This is a genomic window from Photobacterium makurazakiensis (genome assembly GCF_050336715.1).
In the GTDB taxonomy this organism is placed as follows: Bacteria; Pseudomonadota; Gammaproteobacteria; order Enterobacterales; family Vibrionaceae; genus Photobacterium; species Photobacterium makurazakiensis.
Genome location: NZ_JAKJSJ010000032.1, coordinates 52,140 through 75,496 on the forward strand (window position 1 = coordinate 52,140; position 23,357 = coordinate 75,496).

The 23,357-nt window shown below is 43.1% G+C and carries 19 protein-coding genes; 12 read left to right on the plus strand and 7 right to left on the minus strand.

Annotated features, from left to right (window positions below):
* Positions 1-55 precede the first annotated feature (55 nt).
* The 6 genes from L4D09_RS15365 (at position 56) to L4D09_RS15390 (ending at position 6,333) form a co-directional block, all read left to right on the plus strand.
* Positions 56-991 carry a tripartite tricarboxylate transporter substrate binding protein gene (locus tag L4D09_RS15365; protein WP_428458421.1) on the plus strand — a complete coding sequence of 312 codons (936 nt, stop codon included), beginning with the start codon at positions 56-58 and terminating at the stop codon, positions 989-991.
* 121 nt (positions 992-1,112) lie between these two features.
* The gene (locus L4D09_RS15370; RefSeq protein ID WP_428458394.1) at positions 1,113-1,586 is read left to right on the plus strand and encodes a tripartite tricarboxylate transporter TctB family protein; all 474 of its coding nucleotides are present in this window, start codon (positions 1,113-1,115) and stop codon (positions 1,584-1,586) included.
* Positions 1,587-1,589: 3 nt separating this feature from the next.
* The gene (locus L4D09_RS15375; RefSeq protein WP_428458395.1) at positions 1,590-3,140 is read left to right on the plus strand and encodes a tripartite tricarboxylate transporter permease; all 1,551 of its coding nucleotides are present in this window, start codon (positions 1,590-1,592) and stop codon (positions 3,138-3,140) included.
* Positions 3,141-3,291: 151 nt separating this feature from the next.
* The gene (locus L4D09_RS15380; protein ID WP_428458396.1) at positions 3,292-3,690 is read left to right on the plus strand and encodes a VF530 family protein; all 399 of its coding nucleotides are present in this window, start codon (positions 3,292-3,294) and stop codon (positions 3,688-3,690) included.
* 210 nt (positions 3,691-3,900) lie between these two features.
* Positions 3,901-4,839 carry a LysR family transcriptional regulator gene (locus L4D09_RS15385; protein WP_428458397.1) on the plus strand — a complete coding sequence of 313 codons (939 nt, stop codon included), beginning with the start codon at positions 3,901-3,903 and terminating at the stop codon, positions 4,837-4,839.
* A gap of 288 nt (positions 4,840-5,127) precedes the next feature.
* Positions 5,128-6,333, plus strand: coding sequence for a NupC/NupG family nucleoside CNT transporter (locus L4D09_RS15390; protein WP_428458398.1), 1,206 nt, complete (start codon positions 5,128-5,130; stop codon positions 6,331-6,333).
* 80 nt (positions 6,334-6,413) lie between these two features.
* Here the strand turns inward: L4D09_RS15390 and fhuB are convergent, their stop codons facing one another.
* The 6 genes from fhuB to L4D09_RS15420 form a co-directional block, all read right to left on the minus strand.
* Positions 6,414-8,387, minus strand: a complete 1,974-nt coding sequence (gene fhuB, locus L4D09_RS15395) for a Fe(3+)-hydroxamate ABC transporter permease FhuB (RefSeq protein WP_428458399.1) — start codon at positions 8,385-8,387, stop codon at positions 6,414-6,416.
* A complete protein-coding gene (locus tag L4D09_RS15400) occupies positions 8,387-9,364 on the minus strand; it encodes an ABC transporter substrate-binding protein (protein ID WP_428458400.1) in 978 nt (325 codons plus the stop codon). The genes fhuB and L4D09_RS15400 overlap by 1 nt, the downstream gene beginning before the upstream one ends.
* Positions 9,358-10,125 carry an ABC transporter ATP-binding protein gene (locus tag L4D09_RS15405; RefSeq protein ID WP_428458401.1) on the minus strand — a complete coding sequence of 256 codons (768 nt, stop codon included), beginning with the start codon at positions 10,123-10,125 and terminating at the stop codon, positions 9,358-9,360. Before L4D09_RS15405 ends, L4D09_RS15400 begins: the two co-directional genes overlap by 7 nt.
* Positions 10,126-10,134: 9 nt before the next feature.
* Entirely contained in the window at positions 10,135-10,869 is a 735-nt protein-coding gene (locus L4D09_RS15410) for a siderophore ferric iron reductase (RefSeq protein WP_428458402.1), read from the minus strand.
* A gap of 59 nt (positions 10,870-10,928) precedes the next feature.
* Positions 10,929-13,046 carry a TonB-dependent siderophore receptor gene (locus L4D09_RS15415; RefSeq protein ID WP_428458403.1) on the minus strand — a complete coding sequence of 706 codons (2,118 nt, stop codon included), beginning with the start codon at positions 13,044-13,046 and terminating at the stop codon, positions 10,929-10,931.
* 169 nt (positions 13,047-13,215) lie between these two features.
* Positions 13,216-14,145 carry a GyrI-like domain-containing protein gene (locus tag L4D09_RS15420; protein WP_428458404.1) on the minus strand — a complete coding sequence of 310 codons (930 nt, stop codon included), beginning with the start codon at positions 14,143-14,145 and terminating at the stop codon, positions 13,216-13,218.
* A 122-nt stretch (positions 14,146-14,267) separates the two neighbouring features.
* Between L4D09_RS15420 and L4D09_RS15425 the strand changes: the two genes are divergently transcribed.
* From L4D09_RS15425 to L4D09_RS15435, 3 genes are all read left to right on the plus strand, one after another.
* Positions 14,268-14,795 carry an NADPH-dependent FMN reductase gene (locus L4D09_RS15425; RefSeq protein WP_428458405.1) on the plus strand — a complete coding sequence of 176 codons (528 nt, stop codon included), beginning with the start codon at positions 14,268-14,270 and terminating at the stop codon, positions 14,793-14,795.
* A 433-nt stretch (positions 14,796-15,228) separates the two neighbouring features.
* On the plus strand, positions 15,229-18,264 hold the full coding sequence (locus tag L4D09_RS15430; protein WP_428458406.1) for a hypothetical protein: 3,036 nt from the start codon (positions 15,229-15,231) through the stop codon (positions 18,262-18,264).
* A gap of 377 nt (positions 18,265-18,641) precedes the next feature.
* Positions 18,642-19,451: an NAD(P)-dependent oxidoreductase gene (locus L4D09_RS15435; RefSeq protein ID WP_428458407.1), complete on the plus strand. Its 810-nt coding sequence runs from the start codon at positions 18,642-18,644 to the stop codon at positions 19,449-19,451.
* A 100-nt stretch (positions 19,452-19,551) separates the two neighbouring features.
* On the opposite strand, the gene L4D09_RS15440 is transcribed toward L4D09_RS15435, so the two are convergent.
* The gene (locus L4D09_RS15440; protein WP_428458408.1) at positions 19,552-19,902 is read right to left on the minus strand and encodes a hypothetical protein; all 351 of its coding nucleotides are present in this window, start codon (positions 19,900-19,902) and stop codon (positions 19,552-19,554) included.
* A 355-nt stretch (positions 19,903-20,257) separates the two neighbouring features.
* On the opposite strand from L4D09_RS15440, the gene L4D09_RS15445 reads away from it, so the two are divergent.
* Genes L4D09_RS15445 through L4D09_RS15455 form a run of 3 tightly spaced genes read left to right on the plus strand, consistent with a single transcriptional unit; the run spans position 20,258 to position 23,357 of the window.
* A complete protein-coding gene (locus L4D09_RS15445) occupies positions 20,258-21,526 on the plus strand; it encodes a 2-hydroxycarboxylate transporter family protein (protein WP_428458409.1) in 1,269 nt (422 codons plus the stop codon).
* 44 nt (positions 21,527-21,570) lie between these two features.
* Positions 21,571-22,422, plus strand: a complete 852-nt coding sequence (locus tag L4D09_RS15450) for a nucleotidyl transferase family protein (RefSeq protein WP_428458410.1) — start codon at positions 21,571-21,573, stop codon at positions 22,420-22,422.
* Between the two features lie 26 nt (positions 22,423-22,448).
* On the plus strand, positions 22,449-23,357 hold the full coding sequence (locus L4D09_RS15455) for a triphosphoribosyl-dephospho-CoA synthase (protein ID WP_428458411.1): 909 nt from the start codon (positions 22,449-22,451) through the stop codon (positions 23,355-23,357).

Consider the following 23,357-nt stretch of genomic DNA (forward strand, 5'->3'; position numbering starts at 1 on the left):
ACACAATATGCTTACTCGGTTTTTGTCTTGTAAACGTGTAACAGTACTGGCGACCATGATGGCTGCCTCGATGAGTATGGGCGTAGCTCAGGCTAAAGTGGATGAAGTGCACTTTCTTGTACCTGGAGGTGCAGGTGGTGGCTGGGATAGTACAGCGCGTGGCACTGGTGAAGCGTTGTCGAAATCTAACCTCGTCGAAAAAGTATCATATGAAAACATGTCTGGTGGCGGTGGTGGTAAAGCAATTGCGTATCTGATCAAAACATCTGCTCAATCGAAAGATACATTAATGGTTAACTCAACACCGATTGTGATCCGCTCTTTATCAAACGTTTTCCCACAGTCTTTCCGTGATCTAACACCGGTTGCTGCGACCATTGGTGATTATGCTGCATTTGTTGTAGCGAAAGATTCAAAATATCAGAGCTTTACTGAAATTGTAGACGACTATAAGAAGAACCCGCGTTCAGTGTCGGTTGCTGGTGGTTCAGCACGAGGCAGCATGGATCACCTTGTTGCTGCGATGGTCTTTAAAGCTGCAGGTGGTGAGCCTCGTAAATTGAAATACTTAGCTTATGATGCTGGTGGCAAGGCAATGGCTGGCTTGCTATCGGGTGAAACCCAAGTGCTATCAACGGGCTTAAGTGAAGCACTGAGTTTAGCTGAAGCGGGCGAAGTTCGTATTCTAGCGATGACAGGGCCTGAACGTTCAAAGGTTGCACCGAATGTACCGACGATTCAAGAGCTAGGTTACGATGCCACCTTTGTTAACTGGCGTGGTTTCTTTGGAGCGCCGGGCTTGAGCGATGAGAAGGTTGCTGAGTACGCAGAAGTTCTAAAGAAAATGTATGAAACGGATGAGTGGGCAACAGTACGTGACCGCTATGGTTGGACTGAAATCTATAAGCCAGGTACTGAATTTGAAGCCTTCCTTGCTCAACAAGAACAAGAGATGGGTAGTCTCATGAGAGAGCTTGGTTTCTTAAATTAAATAAAACCTAAAGCGTGGTACTGCTCCCTATGTTAAGCAGGCTGCGCTTTTTTATTACCGCTAAAACATTTATTACCGTTAAAGCAGTATGTAAATAAACGTTGTATGTGAAGGAGCACCCATGACGATAACCAAAGATCATATCGGTGGTTTGGTATTTTTATGTTTTTCCGTAGCCTACGGTTATTACGCCAATATTATTACGTTATTCCCCGGCGATGAATATGAACCGTTCCACGCTAAATCTATGCCAATCGCCTTGGCTGCACTTGGCATATTATTTTCACTTTGCCAGCTTATTGTTGCGAGTAAAGAAGATAAAGATCGCCTGAGCCTAACGGGTTATGACTTTGTGCTAATGGGCAAGTTGCTTGTGTTGATGGTGCTGTTTGCACTGTCTTTAGATTGGATGGGCTTTTTAGTTTCGACCGCACTTTTCCTTATAGGGGGGTATTGGCTGTTAGGTGAACGTAGACCAAAAATACTCTTTTTGGCCTCGGTGCCTTTTGCCATAGGGTTCTGGTATGTCTTAACCCAATTACTTGATATTTACCTTGCACCGGGACAGGTGTGGACCAGCCTATTAGGGAGTTAAACCATGTTTGATGGAATGATGTCAGGGCTGAGCACAGCGATAATGCCCTTTAATTTAATGATGGTTGTGGTGGGCTGTTTTGCTGGCACATTCATTGGTATGTTGCCCGGCTTAGGACCTATTTCTGCTATTGCTTTAATGATCCCAATTACCTACGGACTTGATCCTTCGTCAGGCATTATTTTAATGGCAGGCGTTTACTACGGCGCTATTTTTGGTGGTTCTACTTCGTCTATCCTGATCAATGCACCCGGCTGTGCGAGTACGGTTGTAACAGCCTTTGATGGTTATCCGCTAGCTCAGCAAAAGCAAGCCGGTAAGGCGTTAGCCCTTGCAGCTTACTCTTCATTTACTGGCGGAACCATTGGTGCAATTATCCTATTGTTTGCAGCGCCAGCATTGGCAAAAGTCTCGTTAAGTTTTCAGTCGAGCGACTACTTTGCACTTATGGTATTAGGCTTAACGGCAGTGGCAGCTTTCTCAGGAAAAGGCCAAGTATTAAAAGCACTCATGATGACGGTGTTTGGCTTGATGATTGCGATGGTCGGTAACGATGTAATGTCGGGTATACCTCGTTTTACTTTTGGTAACATCAACCTGATTGATGGGATAAGCTTCTTGTTACTTGCGATGGCAACCTTTGCTTTGACTGAAGTTGTCATGACTGTATTGCGCGGTGAGCACAAAGAGAAAGAGCCGCAAATGGACATGGATTCTTTGGGCAGCATGAAGCTAAGTAAAGAAGAAGTAAAACATGTCGCACCAACGGTGGGCCGTTCATCGGTATTTGGTTTTCTTGTTGGGGTTTTACCTGGTGCAGGGGCAACCATTGCGTCATTCCTGAGCTACGGTATGGAACGTAACCTTGCTTCTAAGGAAGAAAAAGCAAAATTTGGTAAAGGTGCATTGCGAGGTTTAGCCGCGCCTGAATCGGCAAACAATGCCGCTTCCACGGGCTCATTTGTACCATTACTGACGTTGGGTATTCCGGGGTCTGGTACAACGGCAATTATGCTTGGTGCGCTTATCGCATACGGTATTCAACCTGGACCACGTTTGTTTGTCGATAATCCAGATGTTTTTTGGTCGGTGATAATCTCAATGTACTTTGGTAACTTGGTGCTGCTGATTCTAAACTTGCCACTAATCCCTTATATTTCGCGGTTGTTGGCTATCCCACGTCCTATTTTGATCCCATTGATTTTGTTCTTCTCGATCACAGGCGTTTACTTAGTCAGCTTTAATAGTTTTGATATTCATATGATGGTGATCATCACGATCATTGCGACCTTCTTGAAGCTATTGAGCTTTCCAATGGCGCCGATGCTGCTGGGGTTCATTCTTGGGGATATTCTTGAAAAAAATCTGAGCCGTTCACTCACGTTATCAGATGGGAGTTACTCTTTCCTATGGGAGCGTCCACTTACGTTGTCTATTATGATTTGTGCTGTTCTGGCGTTGATGTTGCCGTTAGTGAGTGCTTTTAAAGATAGCCGAGAGGTAAAAAGAAACGCATTAAATGACCCTGATACACCTTTGGATGCAGGGAAGTGATGCGAGGAAAGGCGAAGACGGTACTATCATCATTGATGGCTGTGTTGGATGTTAATGATATTGACTATTAAAGTAAGGGAATTAATTTCGCCCTTACTCCTAATTACACATGCTAATATGTAGCCAATAGATACCCTGTTTGGAACAATCGATGTTAGAAGAACAACAGAATAACCCGTTACATGGCCTAAAATTAGAGACTTTACTTCAAGAGCTTGTTGATTTTTACGGTTGGGAAATCTTGTATGCTGCGTTTCGGTTTAACTGTTTTAAAACGAATCCAACAATACAAGCAAGTCTTAAGTTTTTGCGTAAAACAGAGTGGGCAAGAGAAAAGGTAGAAGGTTTCTATTTATCTCGTTATAAGCGTATGCCAAGAGCGACAGATGAAGAGTATGTATTACCGCCTCGTCAGCGTACATTTGCAACGGGAATTGTGCCACGTGACCCAATGATTTTAACTGTTGAGTCAATCGAGAACTCTCAAGCAAAAGCCGCATCAGCGCATAAAGAACGTTCATCGCGCCGTTCATATCAGAGACGTAGATAATTTTCTGGTGTAGATAAAAACAAAAGCGGGCGGAAGCCCGCTTTTTTGTGCTTGTATTTTTAATGGCAAACAAAACTCTTTATCTTACTTTCATTGAATAACTATCTTCAATGTAGCAATTTGCACTTCTTTGGTATTTTACGTGACATTTTTCGAATGCCCATTACACTTGCTCGCCCTAATATCAGAGTTCAACCAAGGTAGCATAGCATGATGCACGACCGTGCCAGCCAAATGGTCATTTTCTATACCTTAGCCAAAGCCGGCAGTTTTACCGCCGCCGCGTCTCAATTAGGTGTGTCAACGTCCCATGTCAGCAAGCAGCTTGGTTCGCTTGAAGCTGAACTTAATGTCAAACTGGTTCAGCGTACAACACGTAAGCTAACCCTTACAGAGGCCGGAATTCGCTTTTCAAGTTATTGCGAGCAGGTGTGCAATGCTGTTTCTGATGCCAACGATATGATGGATGATGAGCGTGACGAGGTTGCAGGTTTATTACGACTAGGGCTCTCACAGTCATTCGGGACAATGCACATTATTCCTGCTATTGAAACCTTGCGCCAACGATACCCAGAGCTTCAAGTTGAAGTGAGTTTGTTTGATCACAAAGCCGACATGCTAAAAGATGGGCTAGATTTGTGGATCACCAATTATGAACATTTACCTGAAGGGTATGTGGCACAACGGTTGGCGGACTCACATTTTATTCTGGCAGCATCACCAGATTATTTAATAGATAAACCCATTCCATATCATCCTAATGATTTATCAGAGCATAATTGTCTAACGTATCAAAGCCGCCAGCGTGACTATAGCCAATGGGCATTTGCTAAGGGGAATGAGTCGTTGTGCGTTAAAGTCTCTGGTAATTACCGTGTTGATTTAGCGGAAGCAGTGCGTGATGCCACTATTTCAGGGTGGGGTATTGCGTATTTAGCAAGCTACCTGCTGACTGATGAGTTTCATGACGGTAAATTGATTCAGTTATTACCCGATTGGAAAGCGAGCCAAAAAATGCCAATTTTTGCGGTTTATCCAAGCCGAAAGCACCTACCTCGAAAAATAAGTGCTGTGGTGGAATTTTTCCGCGCGCATATTGGCGAACAGCCATACTGGGATAAATCATTGATGAAATGGGTCACTTTTTAGCTGAGATAAATAGCTTCTAAATTGTGAACCCGATCAAACTTACACCATGATAACGCGGGCTTTTTAATCAATGGCTTTATTCAATTGTACGCAATGGCATAAATATCTTTTCCATATGGCAACAATCAAAGTGTTATTGTAAAAAACATAATAATAATCATGTATTTAGTTTGTACTCGCTGAGGTCTGTTGCTTTGTCGTTACACCTTGGCAGCATCATGCTCTTGCACGCAAACCTTTGCTCTCTACAATGCGCTGCATTATTCACGAGAGCACAGGTTTTATCTCATGACATCACTTCTTGGTATTGTTGCCATCTTGTTGTTTGCTTATTTATTATCAACTGACAGACGCAATATTCCCTTCAGAACCGTTTCATTGGCCTTTGGTCTTCAAATAGTATTTGCCCTGCTGGTGCTATATATACCAGCAGGTAAAGAAGTGTTGAACGCTGTTACCGCAGGTGTTTCTAGTGTGATTGATTATGGCCAAGAAGGCATTGCTTTTCTGTTTGGAGGCTTAGCAACTGGCAGTGTAGGTTTTGTTTTCGCGATTAATGTCCTTGGGATCATTATCTTTTTCTCAGCGCTAATTTCAGCGCTTTACCATATTGGTTTGATGCCAAAAGTGATTAACTTCATTGGCGGTGGTTTACAGCGTTTCTTAGGAACAGGGCGTGCAGAGTCACTATCTGCAACGGCTAATATTTTTGTTGGAATGGTAGAAGCCCCGCTTGTGGTTAAGCCTTACCTAAAGAACATGAGCGATTCACAGTTTTTTGCTGTCATGACCTGTGGCTTGGCTTCTGTTGCTGGTGGTACATTGGTGGGTTATGCCTCGCTAGGGGTGGATCTTAACTTCTTAATAGCTGCTGCTTTTATGTCTGCTCCCGCTGGCTTGTTAATGGCGAAAATGATGGTTCCACCGAGTGACAGTGTCACTGATGCCGATGAAATCACGTCTGTAGAGCTTCCTCGCGCAACAAACGTGGTGGAAGCACTCGCTGACGGTGCCATGTCTGGCGTACGTATTGCCGTAGCAGTAGGTGCAACGTTATTAGCCTTTATCAGTGTGATAGCTTTACTTAATGGTTTGCTTGGTCAGGTGGGTGACTTTGTTGGCATCGAGCTTAGTTTTGAGCTTATCCTTGGCTATGTGTTTGCACCAGTCGCATTCTTGTTGGGTATACCTTGGAATGAGGCGGTACTTGCAGGTTCGTTGCTTGGTAATAAAATTGTTGTGAATGAGTTTGTTGCCTTCATTCAACTAATGGAAATTAAAGATCAGCTAAGTGATCATTCTGTGGCGATCGTGACATTTGCACTATGTGGTTTCGCAAATATTTCTACCATGGCGATTTTGATTGGTGGTTTAGGAAGCTTGGTACCAGAGCGTCGTACATTTATCTCTAAAATGGGTTTCCGTGCGATTACTGCTGGTGTACTTGCAAACTTGATGAGTGCTGCAATTGCAGGTGTGATTTTGTCGCTGTAATTAACGCATTGGTATAAAGAAAGGGGCCATTGGGCCCCTTTTTCTGTTTTGAATTTGTTTCGAGTATGAATCAAAAGCCGTTACTGCATACGCCCTCTAACCAGTAAAAGAATGAAGTAAGTGCCACCGATAACTGATACCAACGTACCTGCGGCAATCTGGCTTGGATAGACAATGACTTGGCCTAGCCAGTCAGCAAAGACCATCAAGCTCGAACCAACTAAAGCAGCAACGATGATTTGTTCTTTCACTGCTTTTGCACCCATCATGACAGCCATATGTGGTGCTAGTAGGCCGATAAAGGCCACAGGTCCCATAGTGGTAGTGACCAAGGCACATAACAGGGCAACACAACATAAAAGCAGGGTAAAAGCCCAAGAGACATTCAATCCGCGAGCAGCAGCAAATTGGCGACCTGCTGAAATCAAGGTTAGCCAGCGTGAAGTAGCAATTGCAAAACCGATTAATACTGCAACACCCAAAAATAGGGTTAATGCCCCGGAGGGTGTCACGCGATAAGTTGAGCCTGCTAGCCAGCCTAAGATGGTATAAACGTCGTCGGTGCCGCGCGAAAGGGCAAATTGTACCAGTGCTTCAATTAAGGCTGTTAACGCAATACCGGTAAGGATCAGCATTGAAGGGGCAAACTGATGGCGACGTCCAAAGAACAAGATCAAACCAAGTACCACCATTGAGCCAGCAAAGGCGACAATAGGGCCGCTTTCGAAAATCGTGGTGCCGAAAAATACACTACTTGCCACCAAAGTGAACGTTGCCCCTGCCGAAATACCAAGAATATCTGGGCTTGCTAATGGGTTATAAATCAAGCGTTGTAGAATTGTACCGGCAACGGCTAAACCCGCGCCTGCGGCTAATGCTGTCATAAGTCGAGGCCAACGGATCTCCCAGCTGAACGACGTTGGGAGTGCAACTTGCCACCCAAGCTCTGTGATAGACAGCAAGAGGGTAACGGTTGATAAGCCGATTATTATCAAGCTTAATGCAGAGTATGCCCATGTAGGTAAAGCATCGCGACTTGGTGGCAGTTTGATTGATAGTTGATCCTGCGCTTTCATCTTGCGGCGAGTAAACCAGATCAGCGCTGGTGCGCCAATGGCGGCTGCTGCCGTGCCACTTGGGATCATGTCATTTGAAAGTTGGCTTAACCCAATTGCAAGACCATCGGTTAAGAGCAGCATTAAAGCGCCTAGTAGCATGCTATAAAGCAATTCATCTTTAGGTGTACGAGCACCAAATGATCGGGCWAGATTTGGTGCAAGTAATCYAATAAAGCTAATTACCCCAACGGTGGTGATAGATGAAGCAACAAGCCATAGCCCGCAAGCGATCAATACCAGAAATGCCGGAATAACATTCAGTCCTCGTGCTGCCGCACCTTGCTGTCCTAAACGCATGACGGCAAGAATACGTGGTGCTGCAAATAAAATAACGAGGCTTACTGAAAGTCGAGGCAGCAACCAAAGCACTTGATCCCAGCCGTTTTGGGTAAGATCACCAGCGCCCCATATAAATAGGTTTTTCGCGTATTGGTCATTAAGCAGAATAATCGCGGTGGCTACTGCGCCTAGCAATATGTTGACGGCCATACCTGATAGAACAATAGGCAAACCACTGAGGTTTTTTATCCCCGCAATAAGGATCACTAACCCCATGGTGAGCATGGCACCACACATGGCGGCAAGCGCACTGTAATCTGCAATGAGCTCGGGGAACCATACATTCACAATTACCAATGCAAGCCATGCACCAGACGATGTACCTAAGGTTAGCGGTGACATCATTGGGTTCTGGGTAAGTTGTTGCATCAAGCTACCGACGAGGCCAAGCATTGAACCAATCATTAATGCAATGACTAAGCGTGGAAGTTGTGAGTAGCTGAACATGAACTCGGCAAAGCTTTCGGCAAAACGACTGCCATTAAGCTGGCCGTATAACAGGCTCATTTGCTCAGAGAGAGCTAATTCGGCACCAATTTGTAAGGTGCCGACACCTGCTATAAACAGCAGAAAAAATGTTGTTGTGTATCTGATCATTATTCTGGTGCGATCTCAAGTAAGCTGGCTGTTAATGCTTCGGCAATGTACAAGATCGACATTGCGCCACCGTAGCTCCAGGTTGCATTAACACTGTTTACTCGATGTTGGCGAACGAATGGCATTGCCTGCCACATAACTGATTTTTTAAGTTGCTCTTCTTGAGCAAACGGTAGGAAATAAAGCACGGTGCCGCTACCGACTTGCTGTAGATCTGTAATGCGCTTTTGGCTAACTCCCCACTGGTTGCTGGGTTGTGGCATAGCTGCATCGATGCCCAATTTAGCGAGTGCAAAACGAGACATGGCGTTTTCACCATACAGATAAACCGAGGTCGTGCTAGCAAAACGCAGTGTTGCTACTTTTGGTAGCTTACCGTTATACGCTGTTTCTAATTGCTGTTTAAGCTCTGAAAAACGTTGTTCCATGTGCGCTAGGCGTGCATCAGCTTCAGCTTCTTTATCAACGAGCTTGGCAATATGGCGGAAGTTTTCAATTGCAGCTTCAGCATTGTTATGATCGCCACTGTAGGTTTGATAGAACATGACTGGGGCGATGCGTTCTAGCTGTGGTAGTAGATCAAGCTGCGGCGAAGCAATCATGATTAAATCGGGTTTTAGGCTCGCAATCTTCTCGTAGTTGGGCTCTACGCGCGTACCAATGTCTTCAATATCATCAGGTAATGCTGGCTTCACCACCCATTCGGTGTAACCAGCCATATCAGGCATCGCAATGGGGGTTACACCAAGTTCGAGTAGCTGCTCGGTTATATCCCAGTTGAGTGCCACAATACGTTGTGGGTGCTGATCTAATTGGTGCACCCCACGGCTATCGGTTACCTCAATCTTTTTTGTTGCCGAGGGACTTGAGGCATATGCAGAAGATACATTGGTAGCTGAAAGAGTAATCACTGCAATGGCTAGATACCGAGAGAGGCTGCGAGAGATAGATGATAGTTTTGACTTAGCAGTTAACATACAACAGCCACTTTATTGGGTTGGTTAGGGTGATCGATTAATTGAATGTCGGCGCCGTATAGTTCACTTAATGCTGGTTCATTCAATAGCACTTCTTGTGGGCCAGTGAAGGCAATTTTGCCTTTATTCAAGGCGATAATATTGGTGGCGTAACGCAGTGCAAGGTTTAAGTCATGCAAAATGACGATTACACCTTTGCCTGTGGTCTTATTGAGTTCGCTCAATAACTTCATGAGTTGGTATTGATGTCCAACGTCGAGGGCTGAAGTCGGCTCATCAAGGATTAAGACTGGCGATTCCTGCGCTAGTAGCATCGAGACCCAAGCGCGTTGCCGTTCACCACCAGAGAGTTGGTCTGCAAGGCTATCGGCGTACTTTGCGGTATCGGTTTTCAGCATCGCTTGGTTAATAATACTGTTGTCTTGTTTATTCCAACGACCGAACGTACCACGCCACGGGAATCGACCTAAGCGGACTAGCTCTTTTACTGTTAGGCCAGCTACATCAGGTAATTTCTGAGGAAGAAAGGCAATTTTTTGTGCGAGTGTTTTTGCACTCAATGACGGCAGTTGCTCACCGTTAAGTGAAATGGTACCGCTATCTGGAGGCATTTGCCCAGCCAGAATGTTTACCATGGTCGATTTACCAGAGCCGTTATGACCCAATACGACGGTGAAGGCATTGGTATCAATTGTGAGTCGATCAATTGAGAGAATGTCACGTCCACCTCGGTGGACCTTAATATTATTGAGATCAAACATACATTTATCTTATTTATCTTGCTGTCGGGGACAGTTATCGCATAACTCGCCATCGTGACGGCGATAGTGCATACAGCAACTAATACGCTTTACTTGCCAGCGTCCTGATTGTTCATCTTTTTGCAATGCGTCAAGGTGGCGCAAAGGGAGTCCTAGGTGGCTAAGCCACATTGTGGCATGGCGAACAATATCGTTATCTATCTCTTGGTTTGTTTTTTCGCAGGCTTGTTGCTCAGTCATTAAAGATTGACGTTGTACCAATGCTTCCAGAATCGCATCAGCAATGAGGGGCTTTGTTAGCCCAGGGCGTAGGCGGTTGTGCTGGTTAAATTGACAGTGTAACTCGTCAAGTAACATGGCTAGCTGAGCGCAAGCATATTCAATCAACTCATCTTCTGTGCCGGTGTACCAATTATCCCCTTGAAGGTGAAAACCCGCAACAACACCTTGCTTGTAATCTTGTGCGATATTACGAAGAGGAGGAATACTGCGAAGTGCATAGACGCCGATAAACGCAATATATAACGGTTGCCAGGCCAGCATGGTCCAACTGCGGGTTAACCAATAAGGGTTACCAGCTTCTGGGTGCGCAGATTTCCAATGTTGATATAACGTATTCAGCAGCTCAGGGTTACCATGAGCTGCTGATATATGCTGATGATCTGCAATGCCGATCCGCCCCTTCAAATAAGGTGAAACCTGTTCTGCATACTGGAAAAGTTGTTTGTACTTTGCTATCGCCATAACCTGCCTATAACGAAGAAGACAGCAGGCGTACCTGCTGTCTAATGTTATTTTAAACCTTAGAAGCTGAAGTTGATTGTTGCTTCGATGGTCTGTTCTGCACCAGCCCAACAGTTGTTGCTGTCGTAGCACGAGTAGTAGTCGGTATTAAATAGATTTGTTGCCGAAACAACGGCACTAGCGCCTTGCATACTATGGCTCAACTCACCCAAATCATACTTAACTGCTAGATCTACTAGTGTGTAGCTTGGTACTGTATCGGTATTTAGAGCGTCAAGTTGTGTTTCGCCGACGTAGCGAACACCTGCACCAAATGTTGTGCCAGATAACGCACCGTTAAACACGTTGTAGTTTGCCCAGACTGAACCCGTTTGCTCTGGTACCCAAATTGGTGTTTTACCTTTGTACTCAGAGTTATGCTCGGTAATTTCCATATCCATAAAGGTATAGTTAACCGCCACATCTAGGTTTTCAGTTAAGAAGACTTGGCTTTCAAGTTCGATACCTTTAGATACAACCTCACCCGTTTGTGTCTGTGGGCCATAGATATCAGAAGGGTCAAGCGGTACTAATGTATTGGTTTTCGTAATATGGAAAGCAGATACCGTGGCTGTTTTGCTCATGTCGTCAGACATGTATTTAACACCAGCTTCCCATTGCTTGCCTTCAGAAGGCTTGAAAGCGTTACCGTCTTTATCACGGCCTGCTATTGGTTCAAAGCTGGTCGCGTAGCTAAAGAATGGTGATAAACCCGTGCTGAATTCGTATAGTGCACCTAGACGGTATGAAAAGTGATCTTGTTCTACATCGTCAGCATCTGATTTGTATTGGTCAAAACGACCGCCTGCAATCAAGACTAAGTTTTCAACACGTACCTGATCTTGGAAATACAAACCAATTTGCTCTGAATCAATATCATAATCGTATTCAGCTTGTGCTTGCAGCGATGATGGGTCGATTTGGTTTGTATTTGGGTTATAGATATTAACTGAAGAAACCGCACCAAAATCTGTGTGAAGTGCAGAGCCTTTTAGTTTTTGGTAATCGACACCAAATAGCACATTATGCTCAAGATCACCGGTATAGATAACGCCACTTAGTTGGTTATCCATAGTGAAGCCTTTCGACTCTTCATCGGTGCTGTATGCGTTACGCATAAGCATTTCTGAACTACCATCTTCAAAACCAGTGTTGTACACGTTTTCCTGACGAAGGCTTGCATCCATATAGCGGACATTATGAAGAAGCGTCCAATCACTGTTGAATTCATGGTTAATTTTGTAGCCTGCTAGAAGAACTTCACGATCTAGCTTATTCCAGTTTTGGTCGCCCAAAAATAAATCAGATGGCAGGTTACCGTTAGGACTGTTGTAAACCGAGCCTACAGCTGGCGCTGCAGAGTTAATGCCTGCATCAGGATCACGTTGGTAGTATAAGTTGAAGTTAACCAATGTTTGATCGGTTACGTTCCAATCAAGTGATGGGGCAATTACGTAGCGAGTTTCTTTTACACCTGGAGCCTGACTGTCACGGTCACTTGCTTTTGCAATAATACGGTAGGCAAAATCGCTATCACCGATTTGACCTGTAGTATCGATGCTGGCTTCTTTTAGGTTGTTGGTACCCGTTGACACACTCACATCAGTGTTGCGCTCTTTTTGAGGTGTCTTTGGAATGATATTGACCATACCGCCAGGAGGCATTGCACCATAAAGAACCGATGTTGGACCTTTGAAGACTTCGATTTGCTCGATGGCAACCGGGTCGATTTGAGGTTGAAGGTTCCAGCCTGATAGATACTGTAGGGCAAGGCCATCGTAATAGCTTTGGTTAACATCAAAACCACGAATATTAAAGGTGTCATAGATTTTAACGCCACCACCACGCACCTCGGTATTTACACCCGGTACATAGCGCATCGCTTCGCTTACAGAGTTAACACCACGGATCTCAAGGGTTTCGTTATCTATTGTTGTGATTGACTGCGGTGTTTCTTCTGGTGCTAGTGCTGTTTTTGTCGCGGTATTACGGTAAGCCTGACCCAGTACCGTAATGGTATCCATGGTTGTCACGTCGTCAGATTGTGCCGCTTCGTTGTTGGCCACCGCTGTAGCAGGCACCGCCAGAGCGGTTGCGATTGAAAGCGCAATAACAGAACGTGAATATAGCTGCTGCATGGATACCTCAAAAATAGTTAAAAAGTTGTTACTAAATAGGAATTATTCTCACTCGCATTCTAATGCAGTGAGAAAATGCAAAATTAACAATTTGGGGCATCATTGAGGCTAAATAAGAAAAAAACGCATTTGCAGGTGTTGAAATACGTTTGATTTGGTTGGAATTTAATCAAGCAGTAGCTGGTTGAATAGGGATCCAGTACTCCATGGAAGCATCACTGCTATTAATGTTGAAACCAGGTTGATAAATTTCAAGCTCGAACCCTTCTATACCACGGTAGTTCGATTGTGGAAGCCAAGCGGAAAGGAACCATTCTAACGTTCGATTGAGGTTACCTATGGCACCCGTATAGGGGATCACCGCGTACTCTTGAGTTGGTACGACCAAAATGCTCTCTTTATTTAAGTTGGCCATCTCTTGTATAGATACTTCAACGCCAGCCCAATAGGGGATTGGTTTACCTTCATCAATATCATGGGTGTCTATCACACCGTAAGCTGGAACAGTTAAAGGTGCTGTTTGCCCAGTGAGTTGGTGCATTTGTTGCCATATAGTCGGTACAACATTAGCGAAATTGGGTTCGTTAGCACAAAGGCCTTGGATTTCGCCTTTAACACCGTGTAGGAAAAACTCAGCTTTACGTTCTACCCGTATTTGCAGTAACCGCTTTTTAATTTCATGGGCTTCATGAATTGGCATGGTCGCTTTGAGTGGTGTTTTTAACCCGATACGTTGCCCACGTTTACGATAAGCGCTGGGGGAGCAGTTAAAAAGTTGTTTAAACGCGCGGGTAAAGCTGACTTCGGAATTAAAACCACAGTTTAAGGCTATGTCAACAATACGCTCATTACCGCTAAGCAGCAGTTCAGCAGCCAAGCTTAGCTTCAACTCACGTACATAGTGAGCAACGGTTTGGTTGGTTTCGCTGAGAAATACCCGTTGCAGCTGCCAGCGTGACCAGCAACTTTTCTTAGCAAGCAACTCCACCGATAACGGTTGATCGATATGCGTATGAATGTAATCTAAAACACGCTCAATCCTGGTAAGTTGATGATTTTCGGTGTCTAGCTGAATATTGGTATTGTTAGTGGTTTTCATTATCTTTTTCGGCGCTGATCTAAATATGACCAATAGTGATAGGATAGCATTGAATAACCGTAAATTATTGTTCTATTTTATAGGTATATCAACGACGATATTAATAACGTAAGGAAACGACGATGAAAGTTATCGCCTTTGCTGCAAGTAGCAGTAGTACTTCTATAAACAAACAGCTTGTCACTTATGCCGTATCTTTACTGGAGGGGGCAGACGTTGAAGTGTTAGATCTTAACGACTACGAATTACCGCTTTTTAGCCAAGATAAAGAGCAGGAGCTTGGCCAGCCGGAGTTAGCGAAAGCATTTTTAGCGAAAATTCAAAGTGCGACAGCCGTTGTTGTTTCCTTTGCAGAGCATAACGGCTCATATTCTGCGGCATATAAGAATTTATTTGATTGGTGTTCACGGATTCAGCCAAAGGTATACCAAGATAAAAAGATGGTGTTACTTGCCACATCACCGGGAGCAAGAGGTGGGCAGGGTGTACTTGCCGCAGCAAGTAGTGCGATGCCTTTTTTTGGCGCAGACGTTAAAGCGTCGGTCTCAGTACCTAGCTTCTTTGATAATTTTAATTCAGAAGAACAGAAAGTGAGTAATCCTGAAATTAATCAGCAGATTATAACGGCAGTGAGCGCACTTTATAGCTAAATATCAGAAGAATAAGCATAAGGCCACCCTTTGTATCGGGTGGCTTTTATAATTCTAAATATCGAATATCATATAAATTGACGAACTATAAAAAACAGTATTTGAAATGAAACTACTATTTATCACCAAATCTGTTTTATAAATTACACCGTTCTATACAAATGAACGATTTTAGTTAATCAAAAATGAACAATATGATTTTAAAAATCAAATGTTGCAATTTAATTGTATGTTCAAATATTTTTAAGTTGTTGTTTATGTTTGTTTTTAATATTTATTAACCTAAATTAATTATTCTTAAAATATTAATTTAAATAATAGTTTAAGTACCCTATTGAAGCTGAATAGAACCTGAATATATAATCACCTCAAATAAAACACTGAACAATTGACTGCTTACTACTTTAGTGGTGGTTATTATTTATGGGACTATATGAAAAGACTATTTAAAACAACCATATTAATATTAAGTATATTAATTTCAGGATGTGGCGGTGGAAGTGGCGGATCTAATGAGGATGTTACAAAGCCAGTGCACCAAGACAAACAAGAGCGTGTTGCGTTATCTGCCAATGACCTTTCTCTTACATTTTCCGAGTATGGTATCGCTTATCCGCAAGTTTCAGACTTCTATGGCAGTCAGACCTACCAAATTGCTGATGGTGCAGCTGAGGATGTTGTCTGGGTTGACCATAGCACTGGTGAAATGAGGATCCTTGCCGTTGGTGAAACACAAGTTTTGGTTGAAGATAAAAGTAGTTATTATCGTACTTCTTCAACGACATTTACCGTAACTGTTGGTCAAACTGAGAATAGTGATTTCAATGTATCGACTGTTGACTTGCCTACGGTTGAAAGTAATAAGATGTTTTTGCCAATTCAAGGGAATAAAGGTGAGTTAAGCTACACTTTTGAGCCTGAAGGCATGGTGAATTTTGATGAAGAGACAGGCCATATTTGGTCAACAGGTGTTCCTGGTGAAGTCGAGGTTACTGTAACAGACAGTGGGGACCGAAATTATCGCTCGAGAAGTGTTACTGCGCTATTAGCGATTGATACTGTTGAGCCTAATACTCTGATGTATTCCTATATAGATCGAACCTTTAAAGAAGGGATGACATTAAGCCCAATAAAAGTCAGTGGCGTAGATAGTGGTACATACCATTTTGAGCTTGATGACAAAGATAGTGATGTGCTCACCATTGGTGAAACGAATGGTTTGATGACGGTAAATAAAACTGGTGTTGTTCGAATTAAAGTGACTCAGCAATTGGGCGCTGAATATGGTGATGTAGAGCAAATTGCTTATTTTAATGTTCAGATTATGAAAGGGGAGCGACCTGAACTAAGTGTTGCCGATAGCGAGTTAGCTTACCTTAAAGATTTTCTTTATCAACCAGCCGTGAATAATAACATTGCAGCAGTACGATTTGAGGTTATCTCTGGGGAAAATGTTGTAAAGGTTGACGAACAAACAGGGTTTATACGTATTCTTAATGCTGGATATGCACAGTTAAAAGCAACAGATGATCAAAACGATAATTTCTATCCAAGTGAGAAATGGTTTTCGATCACCGTTGTACCTGCTGTCCACCCTGGGTTAAAAAATCAAACAGATACGTATACCTATAGTGAAGGATTGATTGTTACACCTGAGATGGAAGGCCAGCTAGGTAGACTTGCTATAACCGGTGATACTGATGTTGTTTCCTTATCAGGCAATAAATTTACGGTGCTGAAAGCGGGTACTGTCAACTTATCTGTTTATGATGATGGTGGTGAAAACTACCAAACATCGTTGCCTGCAGCGCTTAAAGTCATTGTGCTAAAAGCCGAACATCCTGATTTTAGTGTCAAGAGTATCACGACGACTTATACGCCTGGCAGTTGTATTCGACCAGAAATTAGCAGCGATATTGGGGCTATAAATATCACGCCTGTATCAAGTGGTGATAATGCTATTGCTGAGTATAAACCTGACAGCCAGTGTTTTTGGATTAAGCGCAGTGGTACTGCACGTTATGATGTTGTTCTTGAAGAAAGTGATAATTACCTAGCATCAAGCGTACAAAGGTTGAACATGATCGTCCACCCTGCAGAATTAAACTTAGAGGTGCATGGTGACGTTGAAATTACCTATTCTGAAGCATTAAATACGATTAACCCACCTGCAATAAGTGGTGGTACTGGTAATTTCAGTTTTGAGGTAGTAGAAGAGAAAAGTGACTCAAATGCAATTGCGGTTGATAGCCTTACAGGTGAAATAACGGTAGTCAGTGCGGGTAATGCCATAGTTAAGGTGACTGATGCAGGTGATGATCAATATAAAACGGCTTCAACTCATTTCACTGTGACAGTTAAAAAAGCTAATAACCCTGTCTCAGTGTCATATCAAAATACTGATTATTCACCTGATGGTGTAATTATACCAACGATTGAAAACGCTAAAGGTAACATAAGTTATAAAGTTAAAGATGCCAATACATCACCTGTTACTCTGGAACAGAATGGCGCATTAAATATTCGATCTACTGGAGAATTTAATGTTGAAGTAACGGCTGATGAAACGGGCAACTATAAACCGACCCAATTCACAGTCAGTGCTGTTATCGCAAAAGTGGATCACCCTGGTATAGAGGAGGGAAGAGCTGACTTTGAATATGAGCCATTGAAGAAAGTGATGTTGGATCTGCCTAAAGCATATGGTATTCGTACATATAGCACGTCTGTTACTGGTGAGATTGAAGACAACTATATTTCAATAAATCCAACGTCAGGTGAGGTTACACTCTTAGATTATAGCTATGGGAATGGCTCTAGCGTTGTGCTTAGTGAAGCAGAGAGTGAGTTTTATGAAGCGTTAAGTCCAGTTTTTGCAAGCCATGTTTCTGTTAGAGCTCCGGAAAAAGGGAAAGCAACACGAGACTTCACGTTGGCACCTGTATTAACGCCAGTAGAAAGTTCGGTAGATTACGTTAAGCACCCTTATAATAAAACAGCTATTGGTTTTGCTGGTGTAGATGTATTAGAACCAACAGATGAAGAGCTTCAAAAGTTTGGAAAGGGTGTTGCACTGTCAGTAGAGATGTTCTCGGTAGAGAATATTTCTGGACATGAAAATAAAGCTCGAGCGAAAGTACGTATTTATGTACAACGATATGAAGGGTGTTCGACATCTGTCAACATATTGAATTTACCCAATCTAATGAAAGAGAAAAAAGCATCTTCTTTTGAAGCAGGAAATTATTGCTTATATGGTCGTCCAACCAGTCGTTTTATTACCTATACCGTGGTTGATAAATCACTCATAAATGACGCTTTCTTTTATGATGGCGAATGGGAAATAGGACAACCATTTGTGACTTATCGTACATCGGAAGACTATGCTTCAAGTCACTCACAAAGTGATGTTACACCCACAGAGCTACTTGAGTGGGATCGTATTGAGCTAAAGTTGACTAAAGACTAATTACCCCTAGTTTTTCTTAGATACAGCCACCATTCCGGTGGCTGTTTTTTTTATCTTAAAAAAGACATATATAACCACGAGGCATCGTTGAGAGGGCTTAATAGCTAATATATGTTCATTTCTGTATTACCGAGTGTTTTTGTTTTCATCTTTTGCCTCTGATGTTTAATTTCTCTGTTAAATTTTCTTGTTAAACTAGAGGGAAGCTTAAAACTTAGAGTGCGCTCTAAGTCAATGCAACAAAATGAATAAATTAGATCGAGTTCATATTTATATTTAATATTGTTAGTTATCGATATTAGCATTGATATTGCTGTTGACTCTGTCCTAGGGGGGATAGTTTAAAGTATGTGAAATTTTATTTTATAGAGTATGTTATGAATAATGAAAAGCGTCACTTTCTGGTCATCGCTGCTGCATCAAGAGGAGCACGGATCTTCATCAAAAATGCCTTAAGGCAAGGTCATAGCGTAACTGCAATGTGTAGAGCGAATAGTGATGATGATGCATTAAAGCGAATGAATGAAATACTTAAAACCACGAAACTAACAGAAAATAAAATTATACCGTCTGAAAAGAAAGGTGAATTAAAAGCGACTAATATAAGTATATTGAACGCAGGTTCTTACAAGACTATTCTTACGCAAGATAGCACTATTGATGCTGTCTGTTGCTTTGTTGGTGTTACGAAGTTCAAAGATATGTTGAGTACTCGCTATTGTGTTTACACCGATACTATTAGCGCGCTTATTGAAGGGATGAAGAAAAGCCGATGGGTAGAGACGTTCTACCATAGCTCTGTCGGTACTGAAGGTATTCCTGGTGGATCTATCACGGCTTGGCCTGCTAACTACAATGTAATCGCAAACATTATTCCCCATATCTTTCCTGTTTATCGAAATGTGACTGAAAGTGAAAACCTTCTAGGTCATGCTGCGAATGATGGCCTGAAGTTTGTTGTTTTTAGGCCTGCAGCATTGAATGACGCCCCAGCAAAAAGAAACTACGGCTATAGCTTTGATATTACAGGATTAAACAAAGATGATTTTCCTCTCAAGCATGCCAAAATAAGCATAAGCCGAGAAGATGTTGCAGAAGAAATTTTAAGGGTCGCAACGCTCTCAGAAATTGAAAGGAAAAAATGGCACGGTCATGGCGTTTATCTTGTTGATAAGAAGGTAAGTTGAAACAAGCGTTTATTTAAAAAAGATAGCGTTGAACAAACCATCAATGTCCTCTATCGCTAATAATATAGGGTGATTTGAGGGGGGAGTATAATAATCGAGTTTAGAAAACCATGGTATGGTCAATAAGCAAACGATTATTACGATAAACTAGCACGATTTCCGCAACAAACTCCCCTTGAACTTTGGTAAATGATTGCTTCCATATAAAGGCAACAGAGTCTGGACGCCTGAAAATAGCGACAGGCTCTCGATGAGTGAAAAAGCCTTTTTCTTGCTGATATTGCTTACAAATCATGTCGAAGTACTCTGGCGAAACAATCTCACGCATGCGTTGGGTAAAATCGTGAACATGTTTTGCATGATTGATTTCCGTCGATCCTTCTATCAGGTTATCCATTAGTGGGTTAGCGATATCCCACAGCGCGGTATCTGACATCGTTTCAAAATTCATTGTTATTTAATCCTTGTTGAATATCTTAATTTCCATCGTCGCTAGCAGCTGCTTGTAATTAGATGATGGTGTTGATGATATCAGAGATTGTGAAACAGAAGTTAGCTACGTCTTAACGGAAATAGCAATGCCATACCCTATGATAAAGTCCACGATGAACCTCGGGCTATTCATATCGATATAGTGATGTAGATCCTTGATTTAATCATTGTTTGTATATTTCTTGTGATCAGTATACAAATTCTTAACAAGTTAAGTTGTTGCTCGGTAGATTGTAGGACAATCTGTAAATGTGTAGTTCAATGTGAGAGGTAAGCCTCTTCAATATTATTTAGTGAGTCTAGGAGTGACTTTCATGAACAAGCTTCACATAAAGGATATCCCTCTACCGTATTTTATGATTTTTCTGGCAATTAGCTGTAGTGCCGCTTTGTTAGGAAAACTGCCCAGTGGGTTAGTTGGAGGCTTTGCGATAATGATGTCGCTGGGCTATCTATTTGAACATGTAGGAGACCGTACCCCCATAGTGAAAGACTACTTGGGTGGTGGTCCAATCGTATGCATGTTTTTAAGCGCAGCCTTGGTGTATTGGGGCATTATGCCTGACACCACTAAAGTTGTAATTGATGACTTTATGAAAGGGGGGGGCTTTCTAACTTTCTACATTGCATCGTTGGTTGTTGGGTCGATTTTGGGTATTGATTCAAAGTTACTCATTAAAGCGGGTGTACGCTTTGCCGTGCCTGTAGTAATGGGCTTACTGTTTGCCGTATTGCTATGCGGAATGGTGGCAATGCTTATTGGGTATGGTGCGGGTAATGGTGTGGCCTTTATAACCTATCCAATCATGGGAGGCGGCCTAGGTGCTGGTGCTTTACCCATTGCTGAAATTTTTAATAATGCCATAGCAATGGAAACAGATGAAATTTTGTCACTACTGATCCCTGCAATGGCGTTAGGTAATGTAGCCTCGATTGTTGCGGGTGGAATGTTATACCGCTTAGGCAACAGGCATCCATCGCTTACTGGTAATGGTCAGCTCATGGTGTCTCAGCAGAATGATGACGTCAAAAGTGAGGATCGGGAATTAAGCTTTAGAACATTAGCTATTGGGATATTTACCGCTTGCTCATTGTTACTGGTTGGGCGGTTACTGAACTTGATTATTCCGGGTGTCCACTATTACGCTTTGATGATCATTACCGTTGCGATTCTTAAAGTGGGTAATTTCTTCCCTAAATTAATCGAAGATGCTTGTGCTACTTGGTTTTCATTCATGGCGAAATACCTGACAACGCCTCTGCTTGTGGGTGTCGGTGTTACTTATACCGATTTGGGAATGGTCATTAACGCTGTAACATTTGAAAACGTATTGTTAGTTATCTCGGTTATCGTAGGGGCGATTGTCGGCGCAGGTATTGGCGGTCGATTGGTCGGTTTCTACTTTATCGAGTCATCACTCTGTGCGGGTTTATGTATGGCGAATATGGGCGGCACTGGTGATATAGCAGTATTGTCGGCTGCACGTCGTATGGAGCTTATTCCTTTCGCTCAAATATCATCTCGAATTGGTGGCGCGATGATCCTCGTGATTGTTGGTGTGACAGTTCCCTTCCTGTTTTAGTGTATTTGCAGGGAGCGATGCTCCCTGCCTATGAGGAGTTCGGCATGCAGCCACTTTTTCTTCGAACTTTAAATACTGAGCAAGACTTTAGCGATGCCGCCGCATTACTTGAAAGCGAAGCGCTATTACCGATAGAAAACCCAGATATCGCCGTTGGTTTTTTTGATGGAGCAAAGATGGTGGCTGTTGGTCATCGTCGAAGAGAGCTGATATTGGGCATCTGTATCGCGAAGGCATACCGAGGTCAGCAATTACTTGGCGGTTTGATAACTGAATTACTCAAGTCCGCCATCGATGCAGGGCACGATCAAATGTTCCTGTTTAGTAAACCTGAAAATCGTCAGTTTGAACAGTTGGGTTTTAGCTGCGTTGCCAATAGTGGCCAAGCTTCGATGTTTGAATATGGCTGGCCTGATATTGACTATTGGCTTGATGATTTGCAGCAGCAACTTTCTGTAAATGATAAAAGCCTAGCAGCCCTAAGGGTACGAACAACTGACTTTTGCCCTGCGATTTTTAGTGTCATTGAGCAGGCTTCAGCCAGTTGTGAGCAACTAATACTGTGGGCTGAGGGAGAGTTAACAGATATCGACCAATTTCAACAGCTGCAAAAAGCTTGTGCTGATTTGCCTAACTGTCAATTAATAGCACCTTCAGCGTATGTGCTTAGCGCCGATTTTTTTCCAGATTACTTCTGCGGCCGAGAAGATCACGCTTTGGTACATAGCCAGCTTGCTGCTGCTGTTTTTGCTGAACGAATTGTACCGGCTCTGAATGTTGAAAAAGTGTTTGTTATAGAAGGTAGGGCGGGCGAGTCGATGCAGGAATACCAACATGCTTTATCCAACTACTCAGTACCGCTTCAGCCCATATTGGCTAAGGCTTTCCCTGTATGAGGTTCTGCGTAAAAAGGAGTAAGAGCATGGAAGAATTAAGCACAACTCAACGTTCAGTAAGTACTGAGTTCAATGTTCAGGCGTGGCATATCGCGAGTTTGCTTCATCAAGGCGTATTGCACGAAGTTGCGTGTAGTAACAAGCCTGGTTTGGTTTGCCCAGAGAGCCAGGGTGCCCACAATGACATGAACTTTCATAGTTTTATCTCAGGCTCCACTGCGATGCTACCTGCATTTTACCAAGCGGCACAAATCGGTCAGCCAGCTCAAGGATGTGACCGCAGTCTGTTCGAGACTTTAAGGCAACACGGTCATGCTTGGGAGCAGAGTTTAATGCTTGCGACAAGAGGGGTAAATACTCACCGTGGGATGCTATTTGTTGGAAGCCTCGCCGCTGCGGTAGCAGCTCAAAAATCAGTAAAGAATAGAAAAATTTATGCGCTCGATATTGCAGAAGGTATTTCTGAGATGACTCACGGGCTCTGCGAGCGCGAATTACAGAACAACCCTGAACCTCGCAGCTATGGTGAGCGTTTATTTAAGCTGCATGGCGTTAAGGGGATCCGTGGCGAAGTGGAGGGTGGTTTACCCTCGGTCATATATCACGCCCTCCCAGCTTTACAGGTCGGATTAATGCAAAGCGGTAATCTTGAGCGTAGTTTGCAACACACTTTACTTAGCCTAATGGCAGAAGTTGAAGATACAACGGTACTGCACCGAGGCGGTATTGAAGGGTTACGTTGGCTGCAACAGCAAGCTCGGAATGTCTTATCGCAAGGCTCGGTTTTTTGTTCCAGTGGACTGGCAAGTTATCAACTATTGGTACAGCAATGTTTAGCTCGTCGTCTTAGTCCTGGCGGCTGCGCAGATCTACTTGCTTTGAGTAGTGCTATTTATCTTATGGAGCATCAGGCTTGGCCTGAAGGCGTAATATAA

What these genes read in the sequence shown, in the direction of transcription:
- L4D09_RS15380 (WP_428458396.1), top strand. Translation starts at nt 3,292, where the DNA reads ATGTTAGAAGAACAACAGAATAACCCGTTACATGGCCTAAAATTAGAG.
- L4D09_RS15435 (WP_428458407.1), top strand. Translation starts at nt 18,642, where the DNA reads ATGAATAATGAAAAGCGTCACTTTCTGGTCATCGCTGCTGCATCAAGA.
- L4D09_RS15450 (WP_428458410.1), top strand. Translation starts at nt 21,571, where the DNA reads ATGCAGCCACTTTTTCTTCGAACTTTAAATACTGAGCAAGACTTTAGC.
- L4D09_RS15410 (WP_428458402.1), bottom strand. Translation starts at nt 10,869, where the DNA reads ATGGCGATAGCAAAGTACAAACAACTTTTCCAGTATGCAGAACAGGTT.
- L4D09_RS15440 (WP_428458408.1), bottom strand. Translation starts at nt 19,902, where the DNA reads ATGAATTTTGAAACGATGTCAGATACCGCGCTGTGGGATATCGCTAAC.
- L4D09_RS15385 (WP_428458397.1), top strand. Translation starts at nt 3,901, where the DNA reads ATGATGCACGACCGTGCCAGCCAAATGGTCATTTTCTATACCTTAGCC.
- L4D09_RS15415 (WP_428458403.1), bottom strand. Translation starts at nt 13,046, where the DNA reads ATGCAGCAGCTATATTCACGTTCTGTTATTGCGCTTTCAATCGCAACC.
- L4D09_RS15370 (WP_428458394.1), top strand. Translation starts at nt 1,113, where the DNA reads ATGACGATAACCAAAGATCATATCGGTGGTTTGGTATTTTTATGTTTT.
- L4D09_RS15425 (WP_428458405.1), top strand. Translation starts at nt 14,268, where the DNA reads ATGAAAGTTATCGCCTTTGCTGCAAGTAGCAGTAGTACTTCTATAAAC.
- L4D09_RS15445 (WP_428458409.1), top strand. Translation starts at nt 20,258, where the DNA reads ATGAACAAGCTTCACATAAAGGATATCCCTCTACCGTATTTTATGATT.
- L4D09_RS15390 (WP_428458398.1), top strand. Translation starts at nt 5,128, where the DNA reads ATGACATCACTTCTTGGTATTGTTGCCATCTTGTTGTTTGCTTATTTA.
- L4D09_RS15400 (WP_428458400.1), bottom strand. Translation starts at nt 9,364, where the DNA reads ATGTTAACTGCTAAGTCAAAACTATCATCTATCTCTCGCAGCCTCTCT.
- L4D09_RS15420 (WP_428458404.1), bottom strand. Translation starts at nt 14,145, where the DNA reads ATGAAAACCACTAACAATACCAATATTCAGCTAGACACCGAAAATCAT.
- L4D09_RS15405 (WP_428458401.1), bottom strand. Translation starts at nt 10,125, where the DNA reads ATGTTTGATCTCAATAATATTAAGGTCCACCGAGGTGGACGTGACATT.
- L4D09_RS15365 (WP_428458421.1), top strand. Translation starts at nt 56, where the DNA reads ATGATGGCTGCCTCGATGAGTATGGGCGTAGCTCAGGCTAAAGTGGAT.
- L4D09_RS15430 (WP_428458406.1), top strand. Translation starts at nt 15,229, where the DNA reads ATGAAAAGACTATTTAAAACAACCATATTAATATTAAGTATATTAATT.
- L4D09_RS15455 (WP_428458411.1), top strand. Translation starts at nt 22,449, where the DNA reads ATGGAAGAATTAAGCACAACTCAACGTTCAGTAAGTACTGAGTTCAAT.
- L4D09_RS15375 (WP_428458395.1), top strand. Translation starts at nt 1,590, where the DNA reads ATGTTTGATGGAATGATGTCAGGGCTGAGCACAGCGATAATGCCCTTT.